Raw genomic sequence first — 25,865 nt, 5'->3', positions numbered from 1 at the left:
CGGTACCGGTGCCCCGTCCGGCCCGGCCCTCGCACCCGCGGACCCGCCGCCGGCGGAACACCGACCGGCGCCAGAACCATCGAAGGGACTCCCCCGTGACCACCGCTGACGACACCGCGGCCCGCTGGCTGCGGCGGTACCACCCGGCCGAGGCCGACGCGGTACGGCTGGTGTGCTTCCCGCACGCCGGCGGCTCCGCCAGCTTCTACCACCCGGTCTCGGCGCGGTTCGCGCCGGGCGCCGAGGTCGTCTCGCTCCAGTACCCGGGCCGGCAGGACCGCCGCAAGGAGCCCTGTGTCCCGGACCTCGGCACGCTGGCCGACCTGATCACCGAGCAGCTGCTCCCGCTGGACGAGCGGCCCACCGTCTTCTTCGGGCACAGCATGGGGGCCGCGCTCGCCTTCGAGACGGCGTGGCGGCTGGAGCAGAAGGGCGCCGGTCCCCGCACCGTCATCGCCTCCGGACGGCGCGGCCCCTCGACCACCCGCGCCGAACGGGTCCACACGAGGGACGACGACGGGATCGTCGCGGAGATGAAGCGGCTGAATGGCACGGCGGCCGGTGTCCTCGGCGACGAGGAGATCCTCCGCATGGCGCTGCCCGCGCTGCGCGGCGACTACCGCGCCATCGAGACCTACACCTGCCCTCCGGACCGCCGGCTGGCCTGCGGGCTGACCGTGCTGACGGGCGAGGACGACCCGCTGACCACCGTCGAGGAGGCCGAGCGGTGGCGCGACCACACCACCGGGCCGTTCCGGCTGCGGGTCTTCACGGGCGGGCACTTCTTCCTCACCCAGCACCTCGACGCGGTCAACACGGAGATCGCCCAGGCCCTCCACCCCGACCGGGCCGCCCCGGCCGCCTGAGCGTCCGGCCCGGCCGGCGGCGGGACCGCCGGCCGGGCAGGCGCTGGAGCCGTGACCGACGCACCGCCGACGGCGTACGCGCGTACGCGGCGGACGTCGTCCGCACCACCGGAGAGCCCGCACAGGCCCGGACGGCGATCCCGTCCGACCGCCTCCCCCGTCACTTTCCGCTCACGCGCCTGAGGGACAAGGACACATGCGCACCCTTCTCGTCGACAACTACGACTCGTTCACCTACAACCTCTTCCACTACCTCTCCCGGGCCAACGGCCGGGAACCCGAGGTCATCCGCAACGACGACCCGGCCTGGCGGCCTGGTCTGCTCGACGCGTTCGACAACGTGGTGCTCTCCCCGGGGCCGGGTACCCCGCACCGCCCGGCCGACTTCGGCCTGTGCGCCCGGATCGCCGAGGAGGGCCGGCTGCCGGTGCTCGGCGTCTGCCTGGGCCACCAGGGCATGGCCCTCGCCCACGGCGCCCGGGTGGGGCGGGCCCCCGAGCCCCGTCACGGCCGCACCTCGGCGGTACGGCACGACGGCACCGGGCTCTTCGAGGGGCTGCCGCAGCCGCTGGAGGTGGTGCGGTACCACTCCCTCGCGGTGACGGAACTGCCGCCGGAGCTGGAGGCCACCGCCTGGTCGGAGGACGGGGTCCTGATGGCGCTGCGCCACCGCACGCTGCCGCTGTGGGGAGTGCAGTTCCACCCCGAGTCGATCGGCACCCGGGACGGCCACCGGCTGCTGGCCAACTTCCGCGACCTCACCGAGCGCCACGGCCGAACGCGCCGCGGCGCCCGGGCGGGGCGCGGCACGCTCCCGCCCCCCGCGCCCGCCCGGGAGACGACGACCACCACCGGCACGCCACGGCGGCTCCGGGTCATCGCCGAGTCGCTGCCCACGCGCTGGGACGCCGAGGTCGCCTTCGACTCGCTGTTCCGCACCGGCGACCATCCCTTCTGGCTCGACAGCAGCCGTCCCGGAGGCGAGCTGGGCCAGCTCTCCGTGATGGGCGACGCCTCAGGCCCCCTCGCCCGGACCGCCAAGGCCGACGTGCACGCCGGAACGGTCACGGTGAGAGCCGACGGCGCCAGCAGCACGGTCGAGAGCGCCTTCCTGACCTGGCTGGAGAACGACCTGGCGGGGCTGCGCACCGAGGTGCCGGAACTTCCCTTCGCGTTCGCGCTCGGCTGGGTCGGCTGCCTGGGCTACGAGTTGAAGGCCGAGTGCGACGGCGACGCCGCGCACCGCTCACCCGATCCCGACGCCGTGCTGGTCTTCGCCGACCGGGCCCTGGTGCTGGACCACCGCACCCGCACCACCTACCTGCTGGCGCTGGTGGAGGACGACGCCGAGGCCGAGGCGCGCGCCTGGCTCGCGGCGGCCTCCGCCACCCTGGACGCCGTCGCCGGGCGGGAGCCCGAGCCGTGCCCCGAGGCGCCCGTGTGCACGACGGGTCCGGTGGAGCTGCGCCACGACCGGGACGGCTACCTGAAGCTGATCGACGTCTGCCAGCAGGAGATAGCCGCCGGGGAGACCTACGAGGTCTGCCTGACCAACATGGCCGAGGCGGACACCGACCTCACCCCGTGGGCGGCCTACCGCGCGCTGCGCCGGGTGAGCCCCGCCCCGTTCGCCGCGTTCCTGGACTTCGGTCCCATGGCCGTGCTCAGCAGCTCTCCGGAGCGGTTCCTGCGCATCGACCGGCACGGGCGGATGGAGTCCAAGCCGATCAAGGGCACGCGGCCACGCGGCGCCACCCCGCAGGAGGACGCCGCGCTCGTACGCGCCCTGGCCACCTGCGAGAAGGACCGCGCCGAGAACCTGATGATCGTCGACCTGGTCCGCCACGACCTGGGGCGGTGCGCCGAGGTCGGCTCGGTCGTCGCCGACCCGGTGTTCCAGGTCGAGACGTATGCGACCGTGCACCAGCTGGTCAGTACCGTCACGGCGCGGCTGCGCGAGGACAGCAGCCCGGTGGCGGCGGTCCGGGCGGCCTTCCCCGGCGGGTCGATGACCGGGGCGCCGAAGATCCGCACCATGCAGATCATCGACCGGCTGGAAGGCGGGCCGCGCGGTGTCTACTCGGGCGCCATCGGCTACTTCTCCCTCACCGGCGCGGTGGACCTGTCCATCGTGATCCGCACGGTGGTGCTCAGCGGCGGCAGGCTGCGCTACGGCGTCGGCGGCGCCGTCATCGCGCTCTCCGACCCGGCCGACGAGTTCGAGGAGACGGCGGTCAAGGCCGCCCCGCTGCTGCGTCTCCTCGACACCGCCTTCCCGGGCCGTGAGGCTCCCGGCAAGGACCTCGACGGGGAACCCGACGACGGCACGGACGCGGGTGCTCCGAAGGACCTCGTCCTGCCCGGGTGACCTCACGGGGTGCCCCGGCGGTCCGGCGGGCCGCCGGGGCCCCGCGCGGCCGGCACCGGCCGCATCTCTAGGGAAAACACGGGCCCCGTGGCAAGAGCCTGGAACCGTTCCCCCCTCTGACGGCGACGCTCGACATCCCGGGAGTGATGGTGCCCGTCCACGCACACGACTACGTGACCGATCCGCCCTCCACCACCGGCAGGACCCTGGACGGGCTGACGCTGCCACGGGTGTTCGCCGACGCCGTGCACCGGGGCGGCGACGCCGTGGCCCTGGTGGACGGGGAGTACGCCCTGACCTGGAGCGCCTGGCGGACGGCGGTGGACGCGCTGGCGCGCGGCCTCCAGGAGTCCGGCGTCGTCTCCGGCGACGTGGTGGCCCTGCACCTGCCCAACAGCTGGGAGTACCTGACGCTCCATCTGGCCGCCGCCTCGGTCGGGGCGGTCACGATGCCGGTGCACCAGGGCAACGCCCCCTCGGACGTCCGGGCCCTGCTGGAACGGGTCCGGCCCGCCGCCGTCGTCCTGACGGCGCGGACCCAGGAGGGTGGGGGCCCGCTCGGCGGCACGGCGCTGCGCGAGGTCCTGCCCGAGCTGCGCGCCGTGCTCGTCACGGGCGACGCGGCGGGCGAGGGCACCGAGACGGTGACCGAGATGCTGGAGCGGTGGTCCGGAGAGGACCCGCTGCCCGTCGAGGTGCGCCCGGACTCGCCGTTCCTGCTGCTGCCGTCCTCGGGCACCACCTCGGCGCGGCCCAAGATCTGCCTCCACTCGCACGAGGGGCTGCTCACCAACTCCCGGGCCGCCACCGAGGACACCGCGGACGCCTACGCGGGCACCCTGATCACCGCGTGCCCCCTGACCCACTGCTTCGGCCTCCAGTCGGCGTACTCGGCGCTCTTCCGCGCCGGCCGCCAGGTGTTGCTGTCCGGGTGGGACGTCGGCCGGTTCCTGGAGCTGGCCCGCCGGGAGCGGCCCAGCGTGGTGGTGGCGGTCCCCGCCCAGCTGCACGACCTGGTCACCCGGGTGCGCGAGGACGCGGACGGCCCCGGCTTCCGGCCCGGCCGGATCCTCACCGCCGGAGCGGCCCTGCCCCCGGCGCTCGTCCGCGACGTGCGGGAGGCGCTGGACACCACGCTGGTGGTGGTGTGGGGCATGTCGGAGGCGGGCAACGGCACCAGCAGCCTCTCCGCCGACGCGCCGGAGGTGGTCTCCCGCAGCGTCGGCCGGCCCACCCGCGACGCCGAGATGCGCGTCCTGGACGAGGACGGCGCCCCGTGCCCGCCCGGGCAGCCCGGCGAGCTGTACTACCGCAGTCCCAGCATGTTCCGTGGCTACTTCGGCGAGCCGGAGCTGACCCGGTCGGTGGTGTCGGAGGACGGCTGGCTGCGCACCGGCGACCTCGCCTCGATCGGCGAGGACGGCCTGGTCACCTTCCACGGCCGGTCGGCCGAACTGATCAACGTCGGCGGCCGCAAGTTCAACGCGGTGGAGATCCAGGCGCTCCTCGCGGACCTGCCGGACATCGGCCCGCTCGCCGTGGTCGCCGCGCCGGACCCGCGTCTGGGCGAGTACCCGGTCCTGGTGGTCACCGAACGGCCGGCCGCCGCACCGGCGGACGGCACGGCACCGCGCCCGCGCGGCACGGTCGGGCTCGACGAGGTGACGGCTCATCTCCGGGGCCTGGGCACCGCCGAGTACAAGATTCCGCTGGAGCTGGTGGCCCTTCCCGAGCTGCCCCGCACTCCCGCGGGGAAGATCAACCGGCGGGCGCTGGAGCAGTACCTCGCCGAGGCCGCCGAGCGGACCGCCGTCCCTCCCGCCGGGGCGCCGCGTCCCGGTCTCCGGACGGCGCTGGAGCTGGTGGTGACCGCCGTCGCCGAGGTGCTGGCCGCCGTGCCCGGCGAGGACGGCGCGCGGCCCGCCGCCGCCGGTCCGATCGGGCCGGACACCACCTTCCGCGCCCACGGTCTGGACTCGGTCGCCTCCGTACGGCTGCGCAACGCGCTCGCCGAGGCCACGGGGCTGACGCTGCCCGCCGGACTCGCCTTCGACTTCCCCACCCCGGCCGCCCTGGCCCGGGAACTGGCCGGGCTCTCCTCCCCGGCCGCAGAGGAGAGCCCGGCTGCGTCCACCCACGAGGACGAGCCCGTCGCGATCGTCTCCATGGCCTGCCGCCTGCCCGGCGGCGCCACCTCCCCCGAGGCGCTGTGGGAGCTGCTGCGCGACGGCGTCGACGCCGTGTCCGGCTTCCCCGAGGACCGGGGCTGGGACCTGGACGCCCTCTTCGGCGACGACCCCGACGCACCGGGCACCTCGGTGGCGCGCGAGGGCGGGTTCCTGCGCGACGCGGCCCACTTCGACGCCGGCTTCTTCGGGATGTCCGCGCGGGAGGCCCTCGCCACCGACCCGCAGCAGCGGCTGCTGCTGGAGACGGCCTGGGAGGCCGTGGAGCGCGCCGGCATCGCCCCGCGAACCCTGCGGGGCAGCCGTACCGGTGTGTTCACCGGCGCGATGTACCACGACTACGCGGCCGGCGCGTCCGACCCGGCCGGGGAGCTGGAGAGCCTGCTGCCGGTGGGCACCGCGGGCGGCGCGCTCTCCGGGCGGATCGCCTACACCCTCGGGCTGAGCGGTCCGGCGCTCACCGTGGACACCGCCTGCTCCTCCTCGCTGGTCGCCCTGCACCTCGCCTGCCGCTCCCTGCGCTCCGGCGAGTCGGACCTGGCGCTGGCCGGCGGCGTCGCCGTGATGGCCACCCCCGCCGCGTTCGTGGGCTTCTCCCGGCTGCGGGGCCTTTCCCCCGACGGCCGCTGCAAGTCCTTCGGCGAGGGAGCCGACGGAGCCGCCTGGTCGGAGGGGGCCGGCCTGCTCATGCTGGAGCGGCTCTCCGACGCCCGCCGCAACGGCCACCCGGTCCTCGCGGTGATCCGCGGCTCCGCCGTCAACCAGGACGGCGCCTCCAACGGACTCACCGCCCCCCACGGGCCGGCCCAGCGCCGGGTCGTCCGGCAGGCCCTGGCCGACGCCGGTGTCCGCGCCGCCGAGGTGGACGTGGTCGAGGCGCACGGAACCGGTACCGCCCTCGGCGACCCCATCGAGGCCGAGGCGCTGCTCGACACCTACGGACGGGACCGGCCGGAGGGCCGTCCGCTGTGGCTGGGTTCGGTGAAGTCCAACCTGGGACACACGCAGGCCGCCGCCGGCGCCGCCGCCGTGATCAAGATGGTGCTGGCCCTGCGGCACGACCTGCTCCCGGCCACCCTGCACGCCGACACCCCCACCTCCCGGGTGGACTGGTCTCCCGGCACCGTGCAGCTGCTGACGCGGGCCCGCGACTGGCCCCGCGAGGAGGGCAGGCCGCGCCGCGCGGGCGTCTCGTCCTTCGGCATCAGCGGCACCAACGCCCACCTCGTCCTGGAGGAGGCACCCGCGCCCGCCGCCGGCACGGAGCGGAGCGCGGACGCGGGAGCCGCCGCCCCCCGTGCCGCCGTGCCGTGGCTGGTGTCGGCCAAGGATGCGGACGCGCTGCGCGGCCAGGCCCGGCGCCTGGCCGCACACGCCGCCGCCCACCCGGAGGCGTCCGCACGCGACCTCGCGTACTCCCTGCTCACCACCCGGGCGCTGCACCCCCGCACCGCCCTGCTGACCGGCGGCGACCGGGACGGGCTGGTCGCGTCCGCCGACGCCTTCGCCCGTGGCGAGGCACCCGGGAGCATCGTCCGTGGCCCGCTCGGTCCCGCCCCCGGGACCGCCTTCGTCCTCACCGGGCAGGGCAGCCAGCGGCTCGGCATGGGGCGCGGGCTCGCCGCCGCCTTCCCGGTCTTCGACGACGCTCTGCGCGAGGTGTGCGCGCTCCTCGACCCGCTGCTGGAACGGCCGCTGACCGAGGTCATGTGGGCCGCGCCGGACAGTGACGAGGCGGGGCTCCTCGGCGGCACGGGCTACGCCCAGCCCGCGCTCTTCGCGTTCGAGGTCGCCCTGTACCGGCTTCTGGAGTCGTGGGGGATCGTCCCCGACCGGCTGGTGGGGCACTCGGTCGGCGAGATCGCCGCCGCCCACGTGGCCGGGGTGCTCTCCCTGCCGGACGCCTGCGCCCTGGTCGCCGCGCGGGGGCGGCTGATGCAGGCGCTGCCGCCGGGCGGCGCCATGGCGGCGGTGCGCTGCTCCGAGGCGGAGATCCTGCCGCTCCTGGCCGGACGCACCGCCGGGGTCACCGTCGCCGCCGTCAACGGTCCGCGGTCCGTGGTGCTGTCGGGCACCGAGGAGGCCGTGGCCGAGGTCGTCACGGAGGTCTCCGCCGCCGGGCACAAGACGCGTCGGCTCATGGTCAGCCACGCCTTCCACTCTCCGCTGATGGAGCCGATGCTCGCGGAGTTCCGGGCGACGGTCGCCGGGCTGTCGTTCGCCGCGCCCCAGGTTCCGCTGGTCTCCGACGTCACCGGACGGCCGCTCACCGCCGAGGAGGCCCGCGACCCGGACCACTGGGTACGCCATGCCAGGGACACCGTCCGCTTCGCCGACGCGATCAGCCATCTTGCCGGAGAACACACCGAGATCTACGTCGAGTTGGGCCCGGAGGCCGCACTCACCCCGATGGTCGAGGAGTGCCTGGGCGAGCCGGAGAGCGGCGACGGCCCCGCCGTGGAGCCGGTGGTACGGGGCGACGTGGACGAGGAGCGGGCGGCACTGGCCGCCGCCGTACGGCTGCACGCGCTCGGCCTGGACGTGCAGTGGCGGGCGGTGCTGCCGGAGGCCCGCGCGGTGCCGCTGCCGACCTACGCCTTCCAGCACGAGGCGTACTGGCTGGCCTCGTCCGGTTCCGTGGTCGCGGGGCTGTCCCTGCCGGGCGGCCGGGCGGCCGACACCGTTCCGGACCTGGCCGGGCGGCTGGCGGGGCTGTCCGGCGGTGAGGCGGAGGCGCTCGTCACCGAACTGGTGCGGACCGAGCTGGCGGCGGTGACCGGTGGTGAGATCTCCGCCGCCGGAGCCGGCACGGCCTTCACCGAGCTGGGCGTCACCTCCGTCACGGCGGTGGAGCTGCGCAACCGGCTGACCGCCGTCACCGGCGTGCGGCTTCCCCCGACCCTGATCTTCGACCACCCCACCCCCACGGCCGTGGCCCGCCTCATCGGCGAGACGCTCCGGGGGAGTTCGGTCCCGGGCCGCCGGGACGCCGTGTCCCTGGTGGACGAGTTGGAGGCGCTGCTCGTCTCGGGCGCCGAGGTCGACTCGGACACGGCGGCGCGGCTGCGTTCCCTGGCCGGCCGGTGGGCTCCGTCGAGCACCGGAACGGCGGCCGTCGCGAGCGGTCCGCTGGATCTGGACGACGCCTCCGACGAGGAGCTGTTCCGCCTCATGGACGGCGGCGCCCCGTGACTCTCTCCGCCCGGCGGCTCCTCGGCGGCGTCCGTCCCGGGCGAGCCGTCGGGCACCCCTGACCGACCGCGTTCCGGACGGCCCCCGCTGCGCCGGCGCCCCGGCCCGAACGCGGCCCCGCCAGGCGGTCCGCCGGTCGCCCACCCTTCACAGACCCACGAGCGGAAGTACCCCTCATGAACGGGCTCCACCTGCCCCCCGCCCCCTTGCCCGCCCCAGGCGTGAGCGCCGCCGGTTCCGGCGATCTGATGATCGAGGCGGAGGGCGTCAGCAAGGTATACGGCACGGTCCACGCCCTGGACTCGGTCAGCCTCGCCGTCCCCCGGGGCACCGTGCTGGGACTCCTCGGCCACAACGGCGCCGGGAAGACCACCCTGGTCGACATCCTCACCACGGCGCTGCCGCCCACCTCGGGGCGGGCGAGGGTCGCCGGGTACGACGTGGCCGACAAGCCGGTCGAGATCCGCCGGCGCATCGGGCTCACCGGACAGTTCGCCTCGGTGGACGCGCAGCTCAGCGGGTACGACAACCTCGTCCTGATCGCCCGTCTGCTGGGCGCCGGGCGCCGGGCGGCCCGCGTGCGCGCGAGGGAGCTGCTGGAGCTGTTCCGGCTGACGGAGGTCGCGGACCGGCGTGCGAGCAGCTACTCGGGCGGGCTGCGGCGGCGCCTGGACCTGGCCGTGTCGCTGGTCGGCGCGCCGGAGGTGCTCTTCCTCGACGAGCCCACCACCGGCCTGGACCCCTCCAGCCGCATCAACCTGTGGGAGATCGTCGAGGGGCTGGTCGAGCAGGGCACCACGGTGCTGCTGACCACGCAGTACCTGGAGGAGGCCGACCGGCTGGCGGACCGGATCGCGGTGCTCTCCGCGGGCCGGGTCGTCGCGGCGGGCACGGCGCCCGAGCTGAAGGCCACCGTGGGACGCCGCACGGTGACGCTCACCCTGGAGACCGGCGAGGACGTGAGCGCGGCGCGCACGGCGCTGCGCGGGGCGGGCTTCGCCCCGGTCGACGGCGAGGCCCGCACCGTGGTCGTCCCGATCGACGCCACACGGGAGATCGCCGACATCATCAGAAGCCTGGACCAGGCCGGCGTCGAGGCGAGCGAGCTGAACTTCGGCGAACCCACGCTCGACGACGTGTACCTGACCCTCGCCGAGCAGGCCGCCGGCCGGACCCGGGCATGACCGCGCGGAACCCCGTCCCCCGCGGGCCCCGCCTCCCGCGCCCCGACACCCCGGCGGGCGCTGCCGCCGGCCGACGACGCCTTTCACGGAGGACCCCTTGACCACTCAGCTCGCCCCGCCGCTGCCTCCGGCCGTGCCACGGCCCGCGGCGGTGCCTGCCTTCGGCGGGAGTTCACTCCTCACCCAGATCAGGGTGCTCACCGGACGGTCCCTGCGGGCCATGGTGACCGACCCGGGCATCGTGCTCTTCGGCCTGATCCAGCCGGTGGTCATCCTCTTCGTGCTGACCCAGGTCTTCAGCAAGATGGGCATGCCGCCCCACTTCCCGGACGGCGTCAGCTACCTCGACTACGTCCTGCCCGCCGTCCTGGTGGACAACGCCGCCCAGTCGGCGATGCAGTCCGGCGTGGGCCTGGTCGAGGACCAGAAGAACGGCATCGTGGCCCGGCTGCGCTCCCTGCCCGTCCACCCGGGCGCGCTGCTGGCCGCCCGCAGCCTGGTCGGCCTGGTGCGCAGCGCCGTGCAGGTCGCGGTCATCATGGCCCTGGCGATGACCGTCCTCGGCTACTCCCCCAACGGCGGGGCCGCCGAACTGGCCCTCTCCGCGGGGCTGACGCTCTTCATCAGCTTCTCGCTGGGCTGGGCGTTCATCGCGGCCGGCGCCTGGCTGCGGCGGGCCGAGCCGCTGCAGAACCTCGCCCTGATCGTGATCTTCCCGCTGATGTTCGCCTCCAGCGCCTACGTCCCGGTCGCGGACCTGCCCTCCTGGCTGGGCGCGGTCGCGAGCGTCAACCCCCTGACGTACGCGATCGACGCGACCCGGGCACTGGCGCTGGACGTGCCCGGCCTGGACCACGCGATCCCGGCGGTGGTGATCTGCGCCGTGATCGCGGTGGTCGGCATGATCACCGCCGTACGCGGCTTCCGCCGGCCTCTCTGACTCCCCGCACGAACTCCCCCCGTGCGTGCGGGGACGGGGCCCGTGGACGCCTCTCGCGTCCACGGGCCCTCTTCCTTGCCCGGAGGAGGCGGAGACAGCCCTAGGCAGGAGGAAACAGGCGACTTCGGACCGTCCCTGGCTCCCGGACGGCGCCCGTCCGGACCACAGCGCGGGCACCCGAACGGGCAGCGGACGACGGTCGGTCCGGACCAGGGTCGCGGAACACCGGAGCATACGGAGGTGCGCACCGGTATGTCGGCCCCGAGTAGCGGGCAAAAACGGGCACAGTTCCGCGCGGAAACGGACCGAGAGACTCCAATATCTGTCTCGCTTCTGTCAGGAGCGCTCGTCCGCACTCCCTGAGACGGTCTCGGCACCCGGCTCAACGGCGTCCGGAACCCACTGCGGCGTCCCAGAAACCGGGCGGTGGTGATCCCCACCGCGAGGCTGGAGCCGCTCGGTCACTCCCTGCCCGCAACGGGCACGGCTCACGTGCCGAGGGGCGCACGGAACGCACACGGTCCACGCCCGAAACTCTCTGACCAGCGGGGCAAGCTCCGCATCCCCACAGCAAAGCAGTCCGCGTCGGGCCGGGAACGGGCAGAATCGGGCCTCATCGCTTCCGGACGGCGGGCAGGAGAACGGCCCTGGGGCCGGCACCGTGGTGCCGGCCCCAGGGCCGTTCGTTCGTGGCCTGTGCGGTCAGGAGAGTCCGAGTTCGTTGTCGAGCATGTCGAACATGTCCTCGTCGGAGGCGGAGGCGAAGTCGAAGGACTCCTCCGCCTTTTCCGCGCCCTTGAGGGCCTCGGCCCGCAGCTCCTGCCACTTGCCGCGGAGCACCTCCAGCCGGCCCGCCACCTGGTCGAAGAGCTCGGCTCCGACCTCGGCGCCCGCGAAGGCCCTCTCCAGCTTGTCCAGTTCCGCCAGGACCACCGCCGACCCGTCGGCCGGTGCCGGGGCCACCCGCGTGTACAGGTGGGCGACGAGTTTGCCGGGCGTCGGGTAGTCGAACAGCAGCGTGGCCGGGAGCCGCACCCCGGTGAGCGCGCCGAGCCGGTTCCGCAGCTCGACCGAGGTCAGCGAGTCGAAGCCCAGGTCCTGGAAGGCACGGGCGGGTTCGATGTCGGCCTGGCCCGCGTGGCCCAGTACGGTCGCGATCTGGCCGCGTACCAGGTCCAGCAGGACCTCCTCGCCCTCGGTCCGGGTGAGGCCGGTGAGGCGCCGGGTGAGGTCGGCGGCGGCCGCCGCTCCCCCGTCGGAGGCGGCACGGCGGGCCTGGGTCCGGATCAGCGACCGGAACAGCGGCGGCACCTCGCCCAGGGAGCGCAGGGCCCCCAGGTCGAGCCGGACCGGGAGGACGGCAGGCTCTTGCTCGGCGGCGCCGGTGACCGCGTCGAACAGGGCCAGGCCCTGCTCGGGGTCGATCGGGGGCATGCCCGCCCGTGCCATCCGGGCGGTGTCCGCCTCGGTCAGCTCACCGGTCATGCCGCTCCCCCGGGTCCACGGGCCCCAGGCCATCGACACCGCGGGCAGTCCACGGTCCCGGCGGTGGCGGGCCAGCGCGTCGAGGAAGGCGTTGCCCGCCGCGTAGTTGGCCTGTCCCGCGCTGCCGAGCGTGCCGGCGACGGAGGAGAAGAGCACGAAGGCGTCGAGCGGGAGCCCCGCGGTCGCCTCGTGGAGGTGCCAGGCGGCGTCCGCCTTGGGCCGCAGCACGGCGGCGAGGCGTTCCGGGGTGAGGGAGTCGAGAACCCCGTCGTCCAGGACACCGGCCGCGTGGATCACCGCCCGCAGCGGGCGGTCGGCGGGGATCTCCGCCAGCAGCGCGTCGACGGCCGTACGGTCGCCGACGTCGCAGGCGGCGACGGTGACGTGGGCGCCGGACTCCTCCAGCGCGGCGGCCAGTTCACCGGCTCCCTCGGCGGCCGGACCACGACGGCTGACCAGGAGCAGGCTCCGGACCCCGTGCTCGGCGACCAGGTGCCGGGCGACGGTGGCGCCGAGGCCGCCGGTGCCGCCGGTGATCAGCACGGTGCCCTCCGGGTCCCAGCCGGCCGCGTCGCTCTCGGCGGGCGTCGCCGCGCGCACCAGGCGAGGTGCCAGCAGGCGGTCCTCGCGCAGGGCGAGCTGCGGTTCGCCCGAGGCCAGCGCCGCCCGCAGGGCGGACATCCCGAGCGGAGAGGTGGCCGAGGGCTCCAGGTCGAGGAGGATGAACCGGCCCGGGTTCTCCGCCTGCGCGGCGCGCACCAGCCCCCAGACCGCCGCGGCGGCCGGGTCGGCGCCGTCGGAGGCACCCCGGGTGACGACGACCAGGCGGGAGGCGGCGAACCGCTCCTCGGCCGACCAGTCGCGGAGGGTCTCCAGGACCCGGGCGGTGGCGGCGTGGGCGGCGGCGGCCGCGTCCCCGGTGCCGGACCCGGCCTCCGGGGCGGTGGCGACCGGCAGCAGCACCACGGACGGCACGTCCTCCACGGGCCCGGTGCCGGTGACGAGGTCCGCCAGACCGGTCACGCCCTCCGTCCCGGCTTCGGCGAGGAGGTCGCCGCCGCCGAGGAGCGCGGTGTCCGGGCCGAGCACGGCGAGCGGGCCGGGCGTCTCGGCCGCCTGCGTGGCGGGGTCCCCGGCGGCCGTCCAGTCCAGCTGGAACAGGGAGTCGCGGCCCGCGCCGCCCGCGCCGCCGAACTGCCCGGCGGAGAGCGGGCGGGTCACCAGGGACCCGACCGAGGCGACCGGGGTGCCGGCGGTGTCGGTGACGGCGATCGCGAGGGTGCCGTCGTCGGTACGGGAGAGCCGCAGCCGTACCGAGGAGGCGCCCACGGCGTGCACGGAGACCCCGTTCCAGGAGAACGGGACGCCGCCGGTGCCTTCGGACTCCCCGCCGTCGCCGGCCAGGGCGGTGGCGTGGAGTCCGGCGTCGAAGAGCGCCGGGTGCAGGGTGAACGCGTCGCCGTCGGTGCCGTCGGGCAGCGACGCCTCGGCGAAGACCTCGCCGTCGCGGCTCCAGGCGGCACGCAGCCCCTGGAAGACGGGCCCGTAGGCGAACCCGGCGTCCTCGAAACGCTCGTACAGCCCGGTGGTGTCGAGCGGCTCGGCCTTCTCCGGCGGCCACACGGTGGCGTCGAAGTCGGTGGCGGGGGCCTGTGCCGGTCCGGCGGCCAGGGTGCCCTCGGCGTGCGAGGTCCACGGGGCGCCGGAGTCGTCGGCGGGCCGGGAGTGGATGGTGATCCCGCGCCGGCCCTCCTCGTCGGGGGCGCCGACGCCGACCTGCACCTGGACGGTGCCCTGCTCGGGCAGGACCAGCGGGGCCGCCAGGGTCAGTTCCTCCACCACGTCGCAGCCGAGCACGCCGCCCGCGTGGACCGCGAGTTCCAGCAGGGCGGTGCCGGGCACCAGGACGGCGCCCATGACACGGTGGTCGGAGATCCAGCCGTGGGTGCCCTGGGAAAGACGTCCGGTGAACAGGTGGCCGTCCGTGCCGGCCAGTTCGACCGCGCCGCCGAGCAGCGGGTGGCCGGCGGGCGCGAGCCCGGCGGCCTCCGCCCCGGCGCCCAGGGGCATCATCCCGGCGGGCCAGAACCGGCGCCGCTGGAAGGCGTACGTGGGCAGCTCCACCCGGCGGGCGCCGCGGCCGGCGAAGAACGCGGGCCAGTCGACGCGGACACCGTGGCCGTGCAGCCGGGCGACCGCCTCGACCAGGGCCTGCTCGCCGGGGACGGTGCGGCGCTGGGCGGCGACCGTCACGGCGGACTCGGGCAGGGTCTCGCGGGCCATGGCGCAGGCGACACCGTCGGGGCCCAGTTCCAGGTAGCGGGTGGCACCGGCCTCGTGCAGCGCCCGGACGCCGTCGGCGAAGCGGACGGCCTCCCGGACGTGTCGCACCCAGTACTCGGCGGAGCACAGTTCCTCCGCGCGGGCCGTGGTCCCGGTGAGGTTGGAGACGACGGGTATCACGGGTGCCTGCGGGGAGAGGCCGGCGACGACGGTCCGGAACTCGGCGAGCATCGGTTCCATCAGCGGTGAGTGGAAGGCGTGCGAGACGCGCAGCGCGGTCGTCCGGCGACCGCGCTCCCGCAGGGCCTCGGTCACCTTCTCCACGCCTTCGGCGGTGCCCGACACCACGACGGACGTGGGTCCGTTGACGGCGGCGACCGAGGCCCCGTCGGTGAGGTGCGCGAGCACCTCGTCCTCGGTGGCCTGGACGGCGGCCATCGCGCCGCCCTCCGGCAGTGCCTGCATCAGGCGGCCCCGCGCGGCGACCAGGGCGCAGGCGTCGGCCAGCGAGAAGACCCCGGCGACGTGCGCGGCGGCGATCTCGCCGATCGAGTGGCCCGCCACCAGGTCGGGGGTGACGCCCCACGAGGCGAGGAGCCGGTGGAGGCCCACTCCGAGGGCGAAGAGCGCGGCCTGCGCGTAGGCGGTGGCGTTCAGGGCGTCCTCGTCGTCGCCCCAGACCACCTCGCGCAGCGGGCGGTCCAGGTGCGCGTCGAGTCCGGCGCAGACCGCGTCGAACGCCTCGGCGAACACCGGGAAGCGCTCGTAGAGGTCGCGGCCCATGCCGAGCCGCTGGGAGCCCTGCCCCGGGAAGAGGAGGGCGAGCAGTCCCTCACCGGTCGTCGTGGCCGGTTCCTCGCCCCGGGCCACGGAGCCGAGCGCGGCCAGCAGACCGTCCCGGCCGGCGCCCGTGACGGCGACCCGGTGCTCGAACGCGGTACGGGCGGTGGCCAGGGAGTAGGCGACGTCCAGCGGGCGCGGCGCCCCGGTTCCGCCGGCGGCCGGGTGGTCGTCCGTCAGGTGGTGGAGGAGCCGCTCGGCCTGGGCACGCAGGGCGTCCCGGTCGCGGGCCGACAGCAGCCACGGGACGACGGGGGCGACGCCGTCGTCGTCCGCGCCGGTCGCGGGCTCGCCGGACGGCACGGCCGCGGGCGCCTGCTCGACGATGACGTGGGCGTTGGTGCCGCTGATCCCGAAGGAGGAGATCCCGGCGCGGCGCGGGCGGCCGGAGCCGGTCCACTGCCGGGCCTCGGTCAGCAGCTCCACCGACCCGGTGGTCCAGTCGACCTGGTCGCTGGGGGCGTCGACGTTCAGCGTGGCGGGCAGCAGCCCGTTGCGCAGTGCCAGCACCATCTTGATGACGCCGGCGACTCCCGCCGCGGCCTGGGTGTGCCCGATGTTGGACTTGACCGAGCCGAGCAGCAGCGGCCGGTCCTCGGGGCGGTCCTGGCCGTAGGTGGCGAGGAGCGCCTGGGCCTCGATGGGGTCGCCCAGGGTGGTGCCGGTGCCGTGCGCCTCGACGGCGTCGACCTGGTCGGCGGCGAGCCGGGCGTTGGCCAGGGCCTGCCGGATGACGCGGCGCTGGGACGGGCCGTTGGGCGCGGTGAGGCCGTTGCTCGCGCCGTCCTGGTTGACGGCGGAGCCACGGACGACGGCGAGTACCTCGTGGCCGTTGCGCACCGCGTCGGAGAGCCGCTCGACGACGAGGAAGCCCGCGCCCTCGGAGAAGCCGGTGCCGTCGGCCGCCGACGCGAAGGACTTGCAGCGGCCGTCGGGGGCGAGACCGCCCTGGCGGCCGAACTCGGCGAACACGGCCGGCGTCGACAGCACGGTGACACCACCGGTGACCGCCAGGGAGCACTCGCCCTGCCGGAGCGCCTGCACGGCGAGGTGCAGGGCGACCAGCGAGGAGGAGCAGGCGGTGTCGACGGAGACGGCGGGGCCCTCCAGTCCGAGCTTGTAGGCGACGCGGCCGGTGACCACGCTGCCGTTGCCGTCGCTGCCCGGGTAGTCGTGGTACATCACGCCGGTGAAGACGCCGGTCCGGCTGCCCTTGAGCGAGGCCGGGTCGATCCCGGCCCGCTCCAGGGCCTCCCAGGACATCTCCAGTGCCAGGCGCTGCTGCGGGTCCATGCCGAGCGCCTCGCGCGGCGAGATGCCGAAGAAGGCGGGGTCGAAGTCGGCCGCCCCGTCGAGGAAGCCGCCTTCCCGGGCGTACAGGCCGTCCGGGTGGTCGCCGTCGGGGTCGCGGAGGATCGACAGGTCCCAGCCACGGTCCTGGGGGAAGGGGACGATCGCGTCGTCGCCGGAGGTGACCAGGCGCCAGAGATCCTCGGGCGAGCTGACGCCGCCCGGGTAGCGGCAGGCCATGCCGACGATGGCGATGGGTTCGTGCTGGGCCGAGGTGAGCCTGCGGTTGTCGCGGCGCAGCCGGGCGGTCTCGGCACGGGCGGCACGGAGCGCGTCGGCGCCCGGTTCGGTGGCCGTACCGCTCCCGGCGGTCTCGGCCGCGCCGTCGCTCTCGTCGTACGGTCCGCACGCGTCGTCCTCGTCGTCGCCGTCGAAGGCGGCGAGCAGGGCGTCCCGGTCGGTGTCGGACATCTCGTCGGAGTCCGCGGCGAGTTCGAGCAGCGTCTCCGCCAGCCCCGCGTCACGCAGGCGGCGGGCCGGGATGGCGGTCGCGGCCAGCGAGTCGAAGCCCAGCTCCTGGAAGGCCCGGTCAGCGCCGATCGCCTCCGCCGAACCGTGCCCCAGCACCGCCGCCACCTGCGACCGTACGAGATGCAGCACCGCGCGGTGCCGTTCGGGCGCGGGCAGTTCGGCGAGCCTGCGGGACGGGGAGTCGTCCGGGCCCGGCGCGGGAGCCGAACCCGAGGCCGCCGTGGCGCGGCGGGCGGGAGCCAGCGCGCGCAGGAGGGCGGGGATCTCGTCGGTGCGGGTGCGCAGCGCGGCGGTGTCGACGCGCAGCGGCACGACGGTCGCCTCGCCCCGGTCCAGGCCGGCCGCGAACAGCTCCAGCCCCGCCTCGTGCGACAGCAACGGCAAACCCTGCGACGCCATCCGACGCCGGTCCACCTCCGACAGATACTCCCCCAGCCCCGCACCCACATCCCAGAACCCGAACGCCATCGACGTGGCCACCAGGCCCTCGGCCCGACGCCGCGACGCCAACGCGTCCAGGAACACGTTCGCCGCCGCGTAGTTACCCTGCCCCGCCGTCAGCACCAGACCACCTGCCGACGACACGAGCACGAACGCAGCCAGCTCCACACCCACCGTCGCCTCGTGCAACCACCACGCCGCATCAGCCTTCGCACCCAGCACCGCATCGAACCGGTCGAGAGTGAGGGAGCCCAGGAGCCCGTTGTCACCGACTCCGGCCGCGTGGACCACGGCCAGCAGCCCGCGCCCGGAGACGAGAGAGCCGACGAGGTCCACGACCGATTCACGGTCGGACAGGTCGCACGCGACGACCTCCACCGCCGCACCGCCCTCACGCAGTTCCGCCACCAGCTCCGCCGCACCCGGGGCGTCCCCGCCCCGCCGCGACACCAGCACCAGATCCCGCACCCCACGCTCAGCCACCAGATACCGCGCCATCACCGCACCCAGACCACCCGTACCACCCGTCACCAGCACCGCACCCTCACCATCCAACGACGGCACGGACACCGGCAGTTCGGCAGCGGGTGCGTCGGCGGTCAGCCGCGTCAGCCTCGGTACGAGGACGACGCCGTCACGGACGGCCACCTCGGCCTCGCCCGAGAGGACAGCCGCGACAGCACGATCCACCGCCGCATCATCCGCGTCCACGGCGACATCGGCCAGGGCGAACCGGCCCGGATTCTCCGCGAGCGCCGCCCGCACCAGACCCCACACGGGGGCCTGCACGACGTCTCCCTCGGCCGGGGCGCCGCCGGGACCCACGGGCATGGCGCCCCGGGTCACCACGACGAGCCGGGAGGCGGCGAACCGCTCCTCGGTCAGCCAGCGCTGTGCCACGGTCAGCACACCGTCCAGCGCGGAGCGCACCGAGCCGGGCACGTCGGCCCCGGCCGGAGCGGAGGCGTCCAGCACGACCACGGCGGGCACCTCGGTACCGGCCTCCTCGACCCGGGACCAGGTGGCCCAGGCCGTGTCGGTGTCGTCGAGCCGGGCCACGGGGACCCACTCGGGGGCGTAGAGCGCGCCGGCGTCACGGGGCGCCGCACCGAGCTGGCCGGCGGAGACGGTGCGGCTCACCATGGAGCCGACCGTCAGGACCGGGGCTCCGGTGACGTCGGTGACGCGGATGTCCATACCGCCGTCGGCGGCGGTGGCGATGCGGACGCGGACGGCGGCGGCGCCGACCGCGTGCAGGGCCACCCGGTTCCACGCGAACGGGATGACGGTCCCGCCGCTCCCGCCCTCGGCGTTGTCGTTGCTGTCGTTGCTGTCGTTGAGGATCGCGACGTGCATGGCGGCGTCGAGCAGCGCCGGGTGGAGGCCGAAGCGGCCCGCCTCCGAGGCAGCCTCCTCCGGGAGCGCCACCTCGGCGAAGAGTTCCCCGCCCCGGCGCCAGGCGGCGCGCAGCCCCTGGAAGACCGGCCCGTAGCCGTAGCCACGCTCGCGGAAGATCTGGTACGCGCTGTCCACGGGCACGCTCGCGGCCCCGGTCGGCGGCCACTGCTCCAGTGCGGCCTCGGCCCCTGCCACGAGGGCGTTGTCGATGAGGAAGCCGGTGGCGTGGGTGGCCCACTCCTGCCCGGTGCCCTCGGGGCGTGAGTAGACGGCGACCGTGCGGCGTTCGGCGGTGCGCGGTCCGACGACCACGCGGACCTGGGCGCCGCCGTGCTCGGGCAGTACCAGGGGTGTCGCCAGGGTCAGTTCGTCGAGTACGGCGCAGTCGACGGACTCTCCGGCGGCGAGGGCCAGTTCCACGAGGACGGCGCCGGGCAGCATGACCCGGCCGAGGACCACGTGGTCGGCGAGCCACGGCTGCGCCTCCACCGACAGCCGGCCCGTCAGCACCGCGCCTCCGGAGTCCGGCAGCGACACCACCGCGCCCAGCAACGGATGGTCGGCCGCGTCGAGTCCGGCTCCGGCCGCGGCCGGGGCTCCGTCGGTGGCGGTCAGCCAGTACCGCTGGCGCTGGAAGGCGTAGGTGGGCAGGTCGACGGGGCCGGCGCCGGAGCCGGCGAAGAAGCCGGCCCAGTCGACGGCCGTGCCCGCGGTGTGCAGCTGCGCGAGCGCGGTGAGCAGGGCGTCGGGCTCCTCCCGTCCCTTGCGGGCCGACGGCACCAGCAGGACTGCGGTGTCCTCGTCGCCGTCGAGGCAGGTGCGGGCCATGCCGGTGAGTACGGCGTCGGGGCCGATCTCGACACAGCGGTCCACGCCCGCGGCGCGCAGTGCCCGGACGCCGTCGCCGAAGCGGACGGCCTCACGGACGTGCCGCACCCAGTAGTCCGGCGTGGTCAGTTCACCGGATTCCGCGATCCGGCCCGAGACGTTCGAGACGACGGGCAGGCGCGGCTCGGCGAACGACAGACCGGCCAGGACCTCGCGGAAGTCAGCGAGCATCGGTTCCATCAGCGGCGAGTGGAAAGCGTGCGACACCCGCAGACGGCTGATCCGCCGTCCCTGCTCACGGAACGCCTCCGCCACCGTCTCGACGGCTTCCTCGGCGCCCGAGACGACCACCGACGACGGACCGTTGACGGCAGCGATCGACACACCTTCGACGGACTCCAGGTGCGGCAGCACCTCCGTCTCGCTCGCCTCCACGGCCACCATCGCGCCGCCTTCCGGCAACGCCTGCATCAGCCGCCCACGAGCAGCCACCAGAGCACAGGCGTCCGCCAGCGAGAACACACCCGCGACATGCGCGGCCGCCACCTCACCGATCGAATGACCGGCCACCAGGTCAGGCGTGACGCCCCATGAGGCGAGAAGCCGGAAGAGGGCGACTTCGTAGGCGAACAGGGCGGACTGGGCGTACGCCGTGCCGTCGAGGTCCGGCGCGTTCTCGCCCCAGGCCACCTCGCGCAGCGGGCGGTCCAGGTGCTCGTCGAGCCCGGCGCAGACCGCGTCGAACGCCTCCGCGAAGACGGGGAACGCCTCGTGGAGGCCGCGCCCCATCTCCAGGCGCTGTGCGCCCTGCCCGGAGAAGAGGAAGGCCGTGGTGCCGACGGAGCGGGCGGTTCCGGTGATGACCCCGGGGGCGTGCTCGCCGGCCGCGAGGGCGCGCAGGCCGGTCAGGAGGTCGTCCCGGCCGGTGCCGAGGACCACCGCGCGGGCCTCCAGCGGGGTGCGGGAGGTGGCCAGCGCGTGGGCGACGTCCAGCGGACGGGTGCCGGGCCGGTCCGCCAGGTGGTCCAGGAGGCGGGTGGCCTGGGCGCGCAGGGCGTCCGGGGTGGCCGCCGAGACCGTCCACGGGAGGACGGCGGGGGCGCGGCCCTCCTCGGCCGTGCTCGGCGCGTCGGCCCCGGCGTCGGGGCCCTGCTCCAGGACGACGTGCGCGTTGGTGCCGCTGAGGCCGAACGCCGAGACGCTCGCCCGGCGCGGGCGGCCGGTGACCGGCCACGGCCGGTCCTCGGTGACGAGTTCGGCGCTGCCCTCGGTCCAGTCGACGTGCGGGGACGGCCGGTCGACGTGGAGGGTGCGCGGCACGGTGCCGTGCTCCATCGCCATGACCATCTTGATGACGCCGGCGACTCCCGCCGCGGCCTGGGCGTGCCCGATGTTCGACTTGACCGAGCCGAGCAGCAGCGGCCGGTCCTCCGGGCGGTCCTGGCCGTAGGTGGCGAGGAGCGCCTGGGCCTCGATGGGGTCGCCCAGGGTGGTGCCCGTGCCGTGCGCCTCGACCACGTCGACCTCGGAGGCGGGGACCCCGGCGCCGTGCAGGGCCTGGCGGATCACGCGCTGCTGGGAGGGGCCGTTGGGGGCGGTGAAGCCGTTGGAGGCGCCGTCCTGGTTGACGGCCGTGCCCTTGACGACGGCCAGCACACGGTGGCCGTTGCGCACGGCGTCGGAGAGCCGCTCCACCAGGAGGACGCCGACGCCCTCGGACCAGCCCACGCCGTCCGCCGCGCCCGCGAACGCCTTGCAGCGGCCGTCCACCGACAGGCCACGCTGGCGGCTGAACTCGACGAACATGCCGGGCGTCGACATCACGGTGGCGCCGCCGGCCACGGCCAGCGAGCACTCGCCCGAGCGCAGGGCCTGTACCGCGAAGTGCAGCGCGACCAGGGACGAGGAGCAGGCCGTGTCCACGGTGACGGCCGGGCCCTCCCAGCCGAAGGTGTACGACAGGCGGCCGGAGACCACGCTGCCGCCGGCGGTGCCGGAGGGCGAGACGTTCAGCGCGTAGTCGTGGTACATGACGCCGGCGAAGACGCCGGTGCGGCTGCCCCGCAGCGTCGCCGGGTCGATCCCGGCGCGTTCCAGCGCCTCCCAGGAGGTCTCCAGGAGCAGGCGCTGCTGCGGGTCCATGTACAGGGCCTCACGGGGCGAGATGCCGAAGAAGCCGGGGTCGAACTGGGCGGCGTCGTGCAGGAAGCTGCCGCGCCTGGTGTAGCTCTTGCCCTCCTTGCCGGGCTCGGGGTCGTAGAGGCCCTCGATGTCCCAGCCCCGGTCACCGGGGAGGTCGGAGACGGTGTCGACGCCGTCGGTGACCAGGCGCCACAGCTCCTCGGGGGTGGTGACGCCGCCGGTCGCGGCCAGCGAGTCGAAGCCCAGCTCCTGGAAGGCCCGGTCAGCGCCGATCGCCTCCGCCGAACCGTGCCCCAGCACCGCCGCCACCTGCGACCGGACGAGATGCAGCAGGGTGCGGTGCCGCTCCGCCTCCGGAAGCGAGGCCAGCCGGTGGGCCGGCGAGCCCTCGACGGTGGCCGGGGTGACCACGGCCGCGGAGCGCCGCACGGGAGCGAAGGACTTGAGCAGGGCGGGGATCTCGTCGGTGCGGGTGCGCAGCGCGGCGGTGTCGACGCGCAGCGGCACGACCGTCGCCTCGCCACGGTCCAGGCCAGCCGCGAACAGCTCCAGCCCCGCCTCGTGCGACAGCAACGGCAGCCCCTGCGACGCCATCCGACGCCGGTCCACCTCCGACAGATACTCCCCCAGCCCCGCACCCACGTCCCAGAACCCGAACGCCATGGATGTGGCCACCAGGCCCCCGGCCCGACGCCGCGCCGCCAACGCGTCCAGGAACACATTGGCCGCCGCGTAGTTGCCCTGCCCCGCCGTCAGCACCAGACCACCCGCCGACGACACCAGCACGAACGCAGCCAGCTCCACACCCGCCGTCGCCTCGTGCAACCACCACGCCGCATCAGCCTTCGCACCCAGCACCGCATCGAACCGGTCGGACGACAGCGTGCCCACCAGGCCGCCGCCGCCGACCCCGGCCGCGTGCACGACGGCGCGCAGTCCACGCCCGGCGACGAGGGACTCGACCAGGCCGACGACCGATTCGCGGTCGGACAGGTCGCACGCGACGACCTCCACCGACGCGCCGGCCTCACGCAGTTCCCCGGCCAGCTCCGCCGCACCCGGAGCATCCCCGCCCCGCCGCGACACCAGCACCAGATCCCGCACCCCACGCTCAGCCACCAGATACCGGGCCATCACCGCACCCAGACCACCCGTACCACCCGTCACCAGCACCGCACCCTCACCATCCAACGACGGCACGGGCAGAGGCAGTTCGGGCTCACCGAGCCGACTGAGCCTCGGCACCAGCACCACACCGTCACGGACGGCCACCTCGGCCTCGCCCGAGAGGACAGCCGCGACCGCACGGTCCACCGCCGCATCGTCCGCGTCCACGGCGACATCGGCCAGGGCGAACCGGCCCGGGTTCTCCGCGAGTGCCGCCCGCACCAGACCCCACACAGGGGCCTGCACGACGTCGGCGGATGAACCGGCCGGGGCGGCGCCACGGGTGACGACGACCAGACGCGAGGAGGTGAAGCGCTCGTCGCGGAGCCACTGCTGGATCGCGGGAAGGACCTGGTCCAGGACGGCCCGGACGGCGGCAGGGACGTCCGGACCGGCGGGCTCGCCCACCTCCAGGACGACCGCGCCCGGCGCCGTGGTGTCCGTCTCCAGGGCTTCGGCCCAGGAGACGTGGGCGGGGGCCGTGGGGGTGTCCACGGTGACCGGCGTCCACTCGATGCCGTAGAGGGCGCCCGCGCCGGCGGAGGCGCTGCCGAGCTGTTCGGCGGAGACCGGGCGGCTCGCCAGGGAGCCCACGGTCAGGACCGGCGCGCCGGCGGAGTCGGCGAGGGTCAGGGAGACGGTGTGGGCGTCGACGCGGCTCACGCGTACGCGCACGGCGGAGGCGCCGACGGCGTGGAGGGTCACGTCGTTCCAGGCGAACGGGACGACCGCCTGGCCCTCCTCCTCGTTCAGGATGCCGGCGTGCATGGCGGCGTCGAGCACGGCCGGGTGCAGGCCGAACCGGCCCGCCTCACCTGCCGCGTCCTCGGGGAGCGCCACTTCCGCGAACATCGCGTCGTCGCGCCGCCAGGCGGCGCGCAGGCCCTGGAAGACGGGCCCGTAGCCGTATCCCCGGTGGCGGAACTCCTCGTAGGCGTGCTCGACCGGTACCGGGTCGGCGCCGGGCGGGGGCCACTCGGTCAGGGCCTCGCCGGAGCCTGCCGGGGCGTCGGTGAGGAAGCCGTGCGCGTGGGCCGTCCACGGCGCGTCCTCCGCGCCCTCGGGACGGGAGTGGACGGCCACGGTGCGGCGTCCGTCGGTCTTCGGCCCCGCGACGACGCGGAGCTGGAGGCCGGTGTCCTCGGGCAGCACCAGCGGCGCGGCGAGGGTCAGCTCCTCGAGAGCGGCGGAGCCGGCCGCGTCCCCGGCCGCGAGGGCCAGTTCCACCAGGCCCGTACCGGGCAGCAGGACCCGGCCGAGGACCACGTGGTCGGCGAGCCACGGCTGCGCCTCCACCGACAGCCGGCCCGTCAGCACCACGCCACCCGAGTCCGGCAGTGACACCACCGCGCCCAGCAACGGATGGTCGGCCGCGTCGACCCCCGCCGACCTGGGGTCGGCGGCGGCGCGGACCGTGGTCTCCGGCCAGAAGCGCCGCTTCTGGAAGGCGTAGGTCGGCAGGTCCACGGTGCGGGCCGCGGTACCGGCGAAGAAGCCGGTCCACTTCACCTCGGCGCCCACCGTGTGGAGACGGGCCAGCGCGGCGAGGGCGGTCGACGTCTCCTCGCGGTCCTTGCGCAGGAGCGGGACGAGGACGGCGTCCTCACCGGCGCCCTCGCGCGCCATGCCGCTGAGCACCCCGTCGGGACCCAGCTCCACGAACCGGGTGACGCCCTCTTCCGCGAGGGCCCGGACACCGTCGTCGAACCGGACGGCCTCGCGGACGTGGGTGACCCAGTAGTCAGGCGTGGTCAGTTCACCGGTTTCCGCGATCCGGCCCGAGACGTTCGAGACGACCGGCAGCGACGGCTCCGCGTACGACAGGCCGGCCAGGACCTCGCGGAAGTCACCGAGCATCGGCTCCATCAGCGGCGAGTGGAAAGCGTGCGACACCCGCAGGCGGCTGACCCGGCGTCCCTGCTCACGGAAGACCTCGGCGACCGCCTCGACGGACGGGCGGCGACGAGCGCGGCGGCGTCGGCGAGGGTGAACACCCCGGCCACGTGGGCCGCGGCGACCTCACCGATGGAGTGACCGGCCACGAACTCCGGACGCACCCCCCACGACTCGACCAGCCGGAACAACGCCACCTCGACCGCGAAGAGACCGGCCTGCGCGTACGCCGTCCCGTCCAGAACCGACGTGTCGTCGCCCCAGACCACCTCACGCAGCGGGCGCTCCAGGTGCTCGTCGAGTCCGGCGCAGACCGCGTCGAACGCCTCCGCGAACACCGGGAAACGCTCGTACAGACCACGCCCCATTCCCAGACGCTGCGACCCCTGTCCCGAGAACAGGAACGCGGTACGGCCTCCGGTGGCCACGCCTTCCACGACGCCCGCGTCGGGCAGACCCGAGGCCAGGGCTTCCAGGGCCGCTTCACGGTCGGTGCCCAGGACCACCGCCCGGTGGTCGAAGGTGGCGCGGCCGGAGACGAGCGAGAAGGCCACGTCCGGCGCGCTCACCGGCTCGGCGGCCACGTACGCGCGCAGCCGCTCGGCCTGGGCGCGCAGCGCCGGGGCCGACCGTGCGGAGAGCACCCACGGCACGTCGACGGCGGGCGCCACCGTGGGCGCGGGCTCCTGCGCCTCCTCGGGCTGTTCGAGGATGACGTGGGCGTTGGTGCCGCTGATCCCGAACGAGGACACACCGGCCCGGCGCAGCCGCTCCTCCCCCGGCCACACACGCTCACCGGTCAGCAACTCCACAGCACCGGCAGACCAGTCG

Annotated in this window: 6 protein-coding genes and 1 pseudogene; 5 read left to right on the top strand and 2 right to left on the bottom strand. The window is 75.1% G+C overall.

Features of this window, described 5'->3' with window-relative positions; genetic code table 11:
* Nucleotides 1–95: 95 nt before the first annotated feature.
* From IF45_RS0119440 to IF45_RS0119420, 5 genes are all read left to right on the top strand, one after another.
* Nucleotides 96–866, top strand: coding sequence for a thioesterase II family protein (locus IF45_RS0119440; protein ID WP_008414605.1), 771 nt, complete (start codon nucleotides 96–98; stop codon nucleotides 864–866).
* A 196-nt stretch (nucleotides 867–1,062) separates the two neighbouring features.
* Nucleotides 1,063–3,234, top strand: a complete 2,172-nt coding sequence (gene pabB, locus IF45_RS0119435; RefSeq protein WP_030308613.1) for an aminodeoxychorismate synthase component I — start codon at nucleotides 1,063–1,065, stop codon at nucleotides 3,232–3,234.
* Nucleotides 3,235–3,380: 146 nt separating this feature from the next.
* Nucleotides 3,381–8,612, top strand: coding sequence for a type I polyketide synthase (locus tag IF45_RS0119430; protein WP_030308611.1), 5,232 nt, complete (start codon nucleotides 3,381–3,383; stop codon nucleotides 8,610–8,612).
* 176 nt (nucleotides 8,613–8,788) lie between these two features.
* Nucleotides 8,789–9,796: a daunorubicin resistance protein DrrA family ABC transporter ATP-binding protein gene (locus IF45_RS0119425; protein WP_030308609.1), complete on the top strand. Its 1,008-nt coding sequence runs from the start codon at nucleotides 8,789–8,791 to the stop codon at nucleotides 9,794–9,796.
* Between the two features lie 97 nt (nucleotides 9,797–9,893).
* The gene (locus IF45_RS0119420; RefSeq protein WP_030308607.1) at nucleotides 9,894–10,736 is read left to right on the top strand and encodes an ABC transporter permease; all 843 of its coding nucleotides are present in this window, start codon (nucleotides 9,894–9,896) and stop codon (nucleotides 10,734–10,736) included.
* A gap of 702 nt (nucleotides 10,737–11,438) precedes the next feature.
* On the opposite strand, the gene IF45_RS33975 is transcribed toward IF45_RS0119420, so the two are convergent.
* Together IF45_RS33975 and IF45_RS34420 are read right to left on the bottom strand one after the other, a co-directional pair.
* Nucleotides 11,439–23,108, bottom strand: coding sequence for an SDR family NAD(P)-dependent oxidoreductase (locus IF45_RS33975; protein ID WP_370443955.1), 11,670 nt, complete (start codon nucleotides 23,106–23,108; stop codon nucleotides 11,439–11,441).
* 159 nt (nucleotides 23,109–23,267) lie between these two features.
* Nucleotides 23,268–25,820, bottom strand: a pseudogene (locus IF45_RS34420) (acyltransferase domain-containing protein); the annotation flags it as partial.
* Between the last annotated feature and the right edge of the window lie 45 nt (nucleotides 25,821–25,865).

Origin of the sequence: Streptomyces albidoflavus, from assembly GCF_000719955.1 — a bacterium.
Classification (GTDB): domain Bacteria; phylum Actinomycetota; class Actinomycetes; order Streptomycetales; family Streptomycetaceae; genus Streptomyces; species Streptomyces albidoflavus.
This window is presented reverse-complemented; position numbering and strand designations above follow the sequence as displayed.

Bases quoted from the DNA above. Each gene is read 5' to 3' on its own strand.
- pabB (WP_030308613.1), top strand. From the start codon at position 1,063: ATGCGCACCCTTCTCGTCGACAACTACGACTCGTTCACCTACAACCTC.
- IF45_RS0119430 (WP_030308611.1), top strand. From the start codon at position 3,381: ATGGTGCCCGTCCACGCACACGACTACGTGACCGATCCGCCCTCCACC.
- IF45_RS0119425 (WP_030308609.1), top strand. From the start codon at position 8,789: ATGAACGGGCTCCACCTGCCCCCCGCCCCCTTGCCCGCCCCAGGCGTG.
- IF45_RS33975 (WP_370443955.1), bottom strand. From the start codon at position 23,108: ATGGCCCGGTATCTGGTGGCTGAGCGTGGGGTGCGGGATCTGGTGCTG.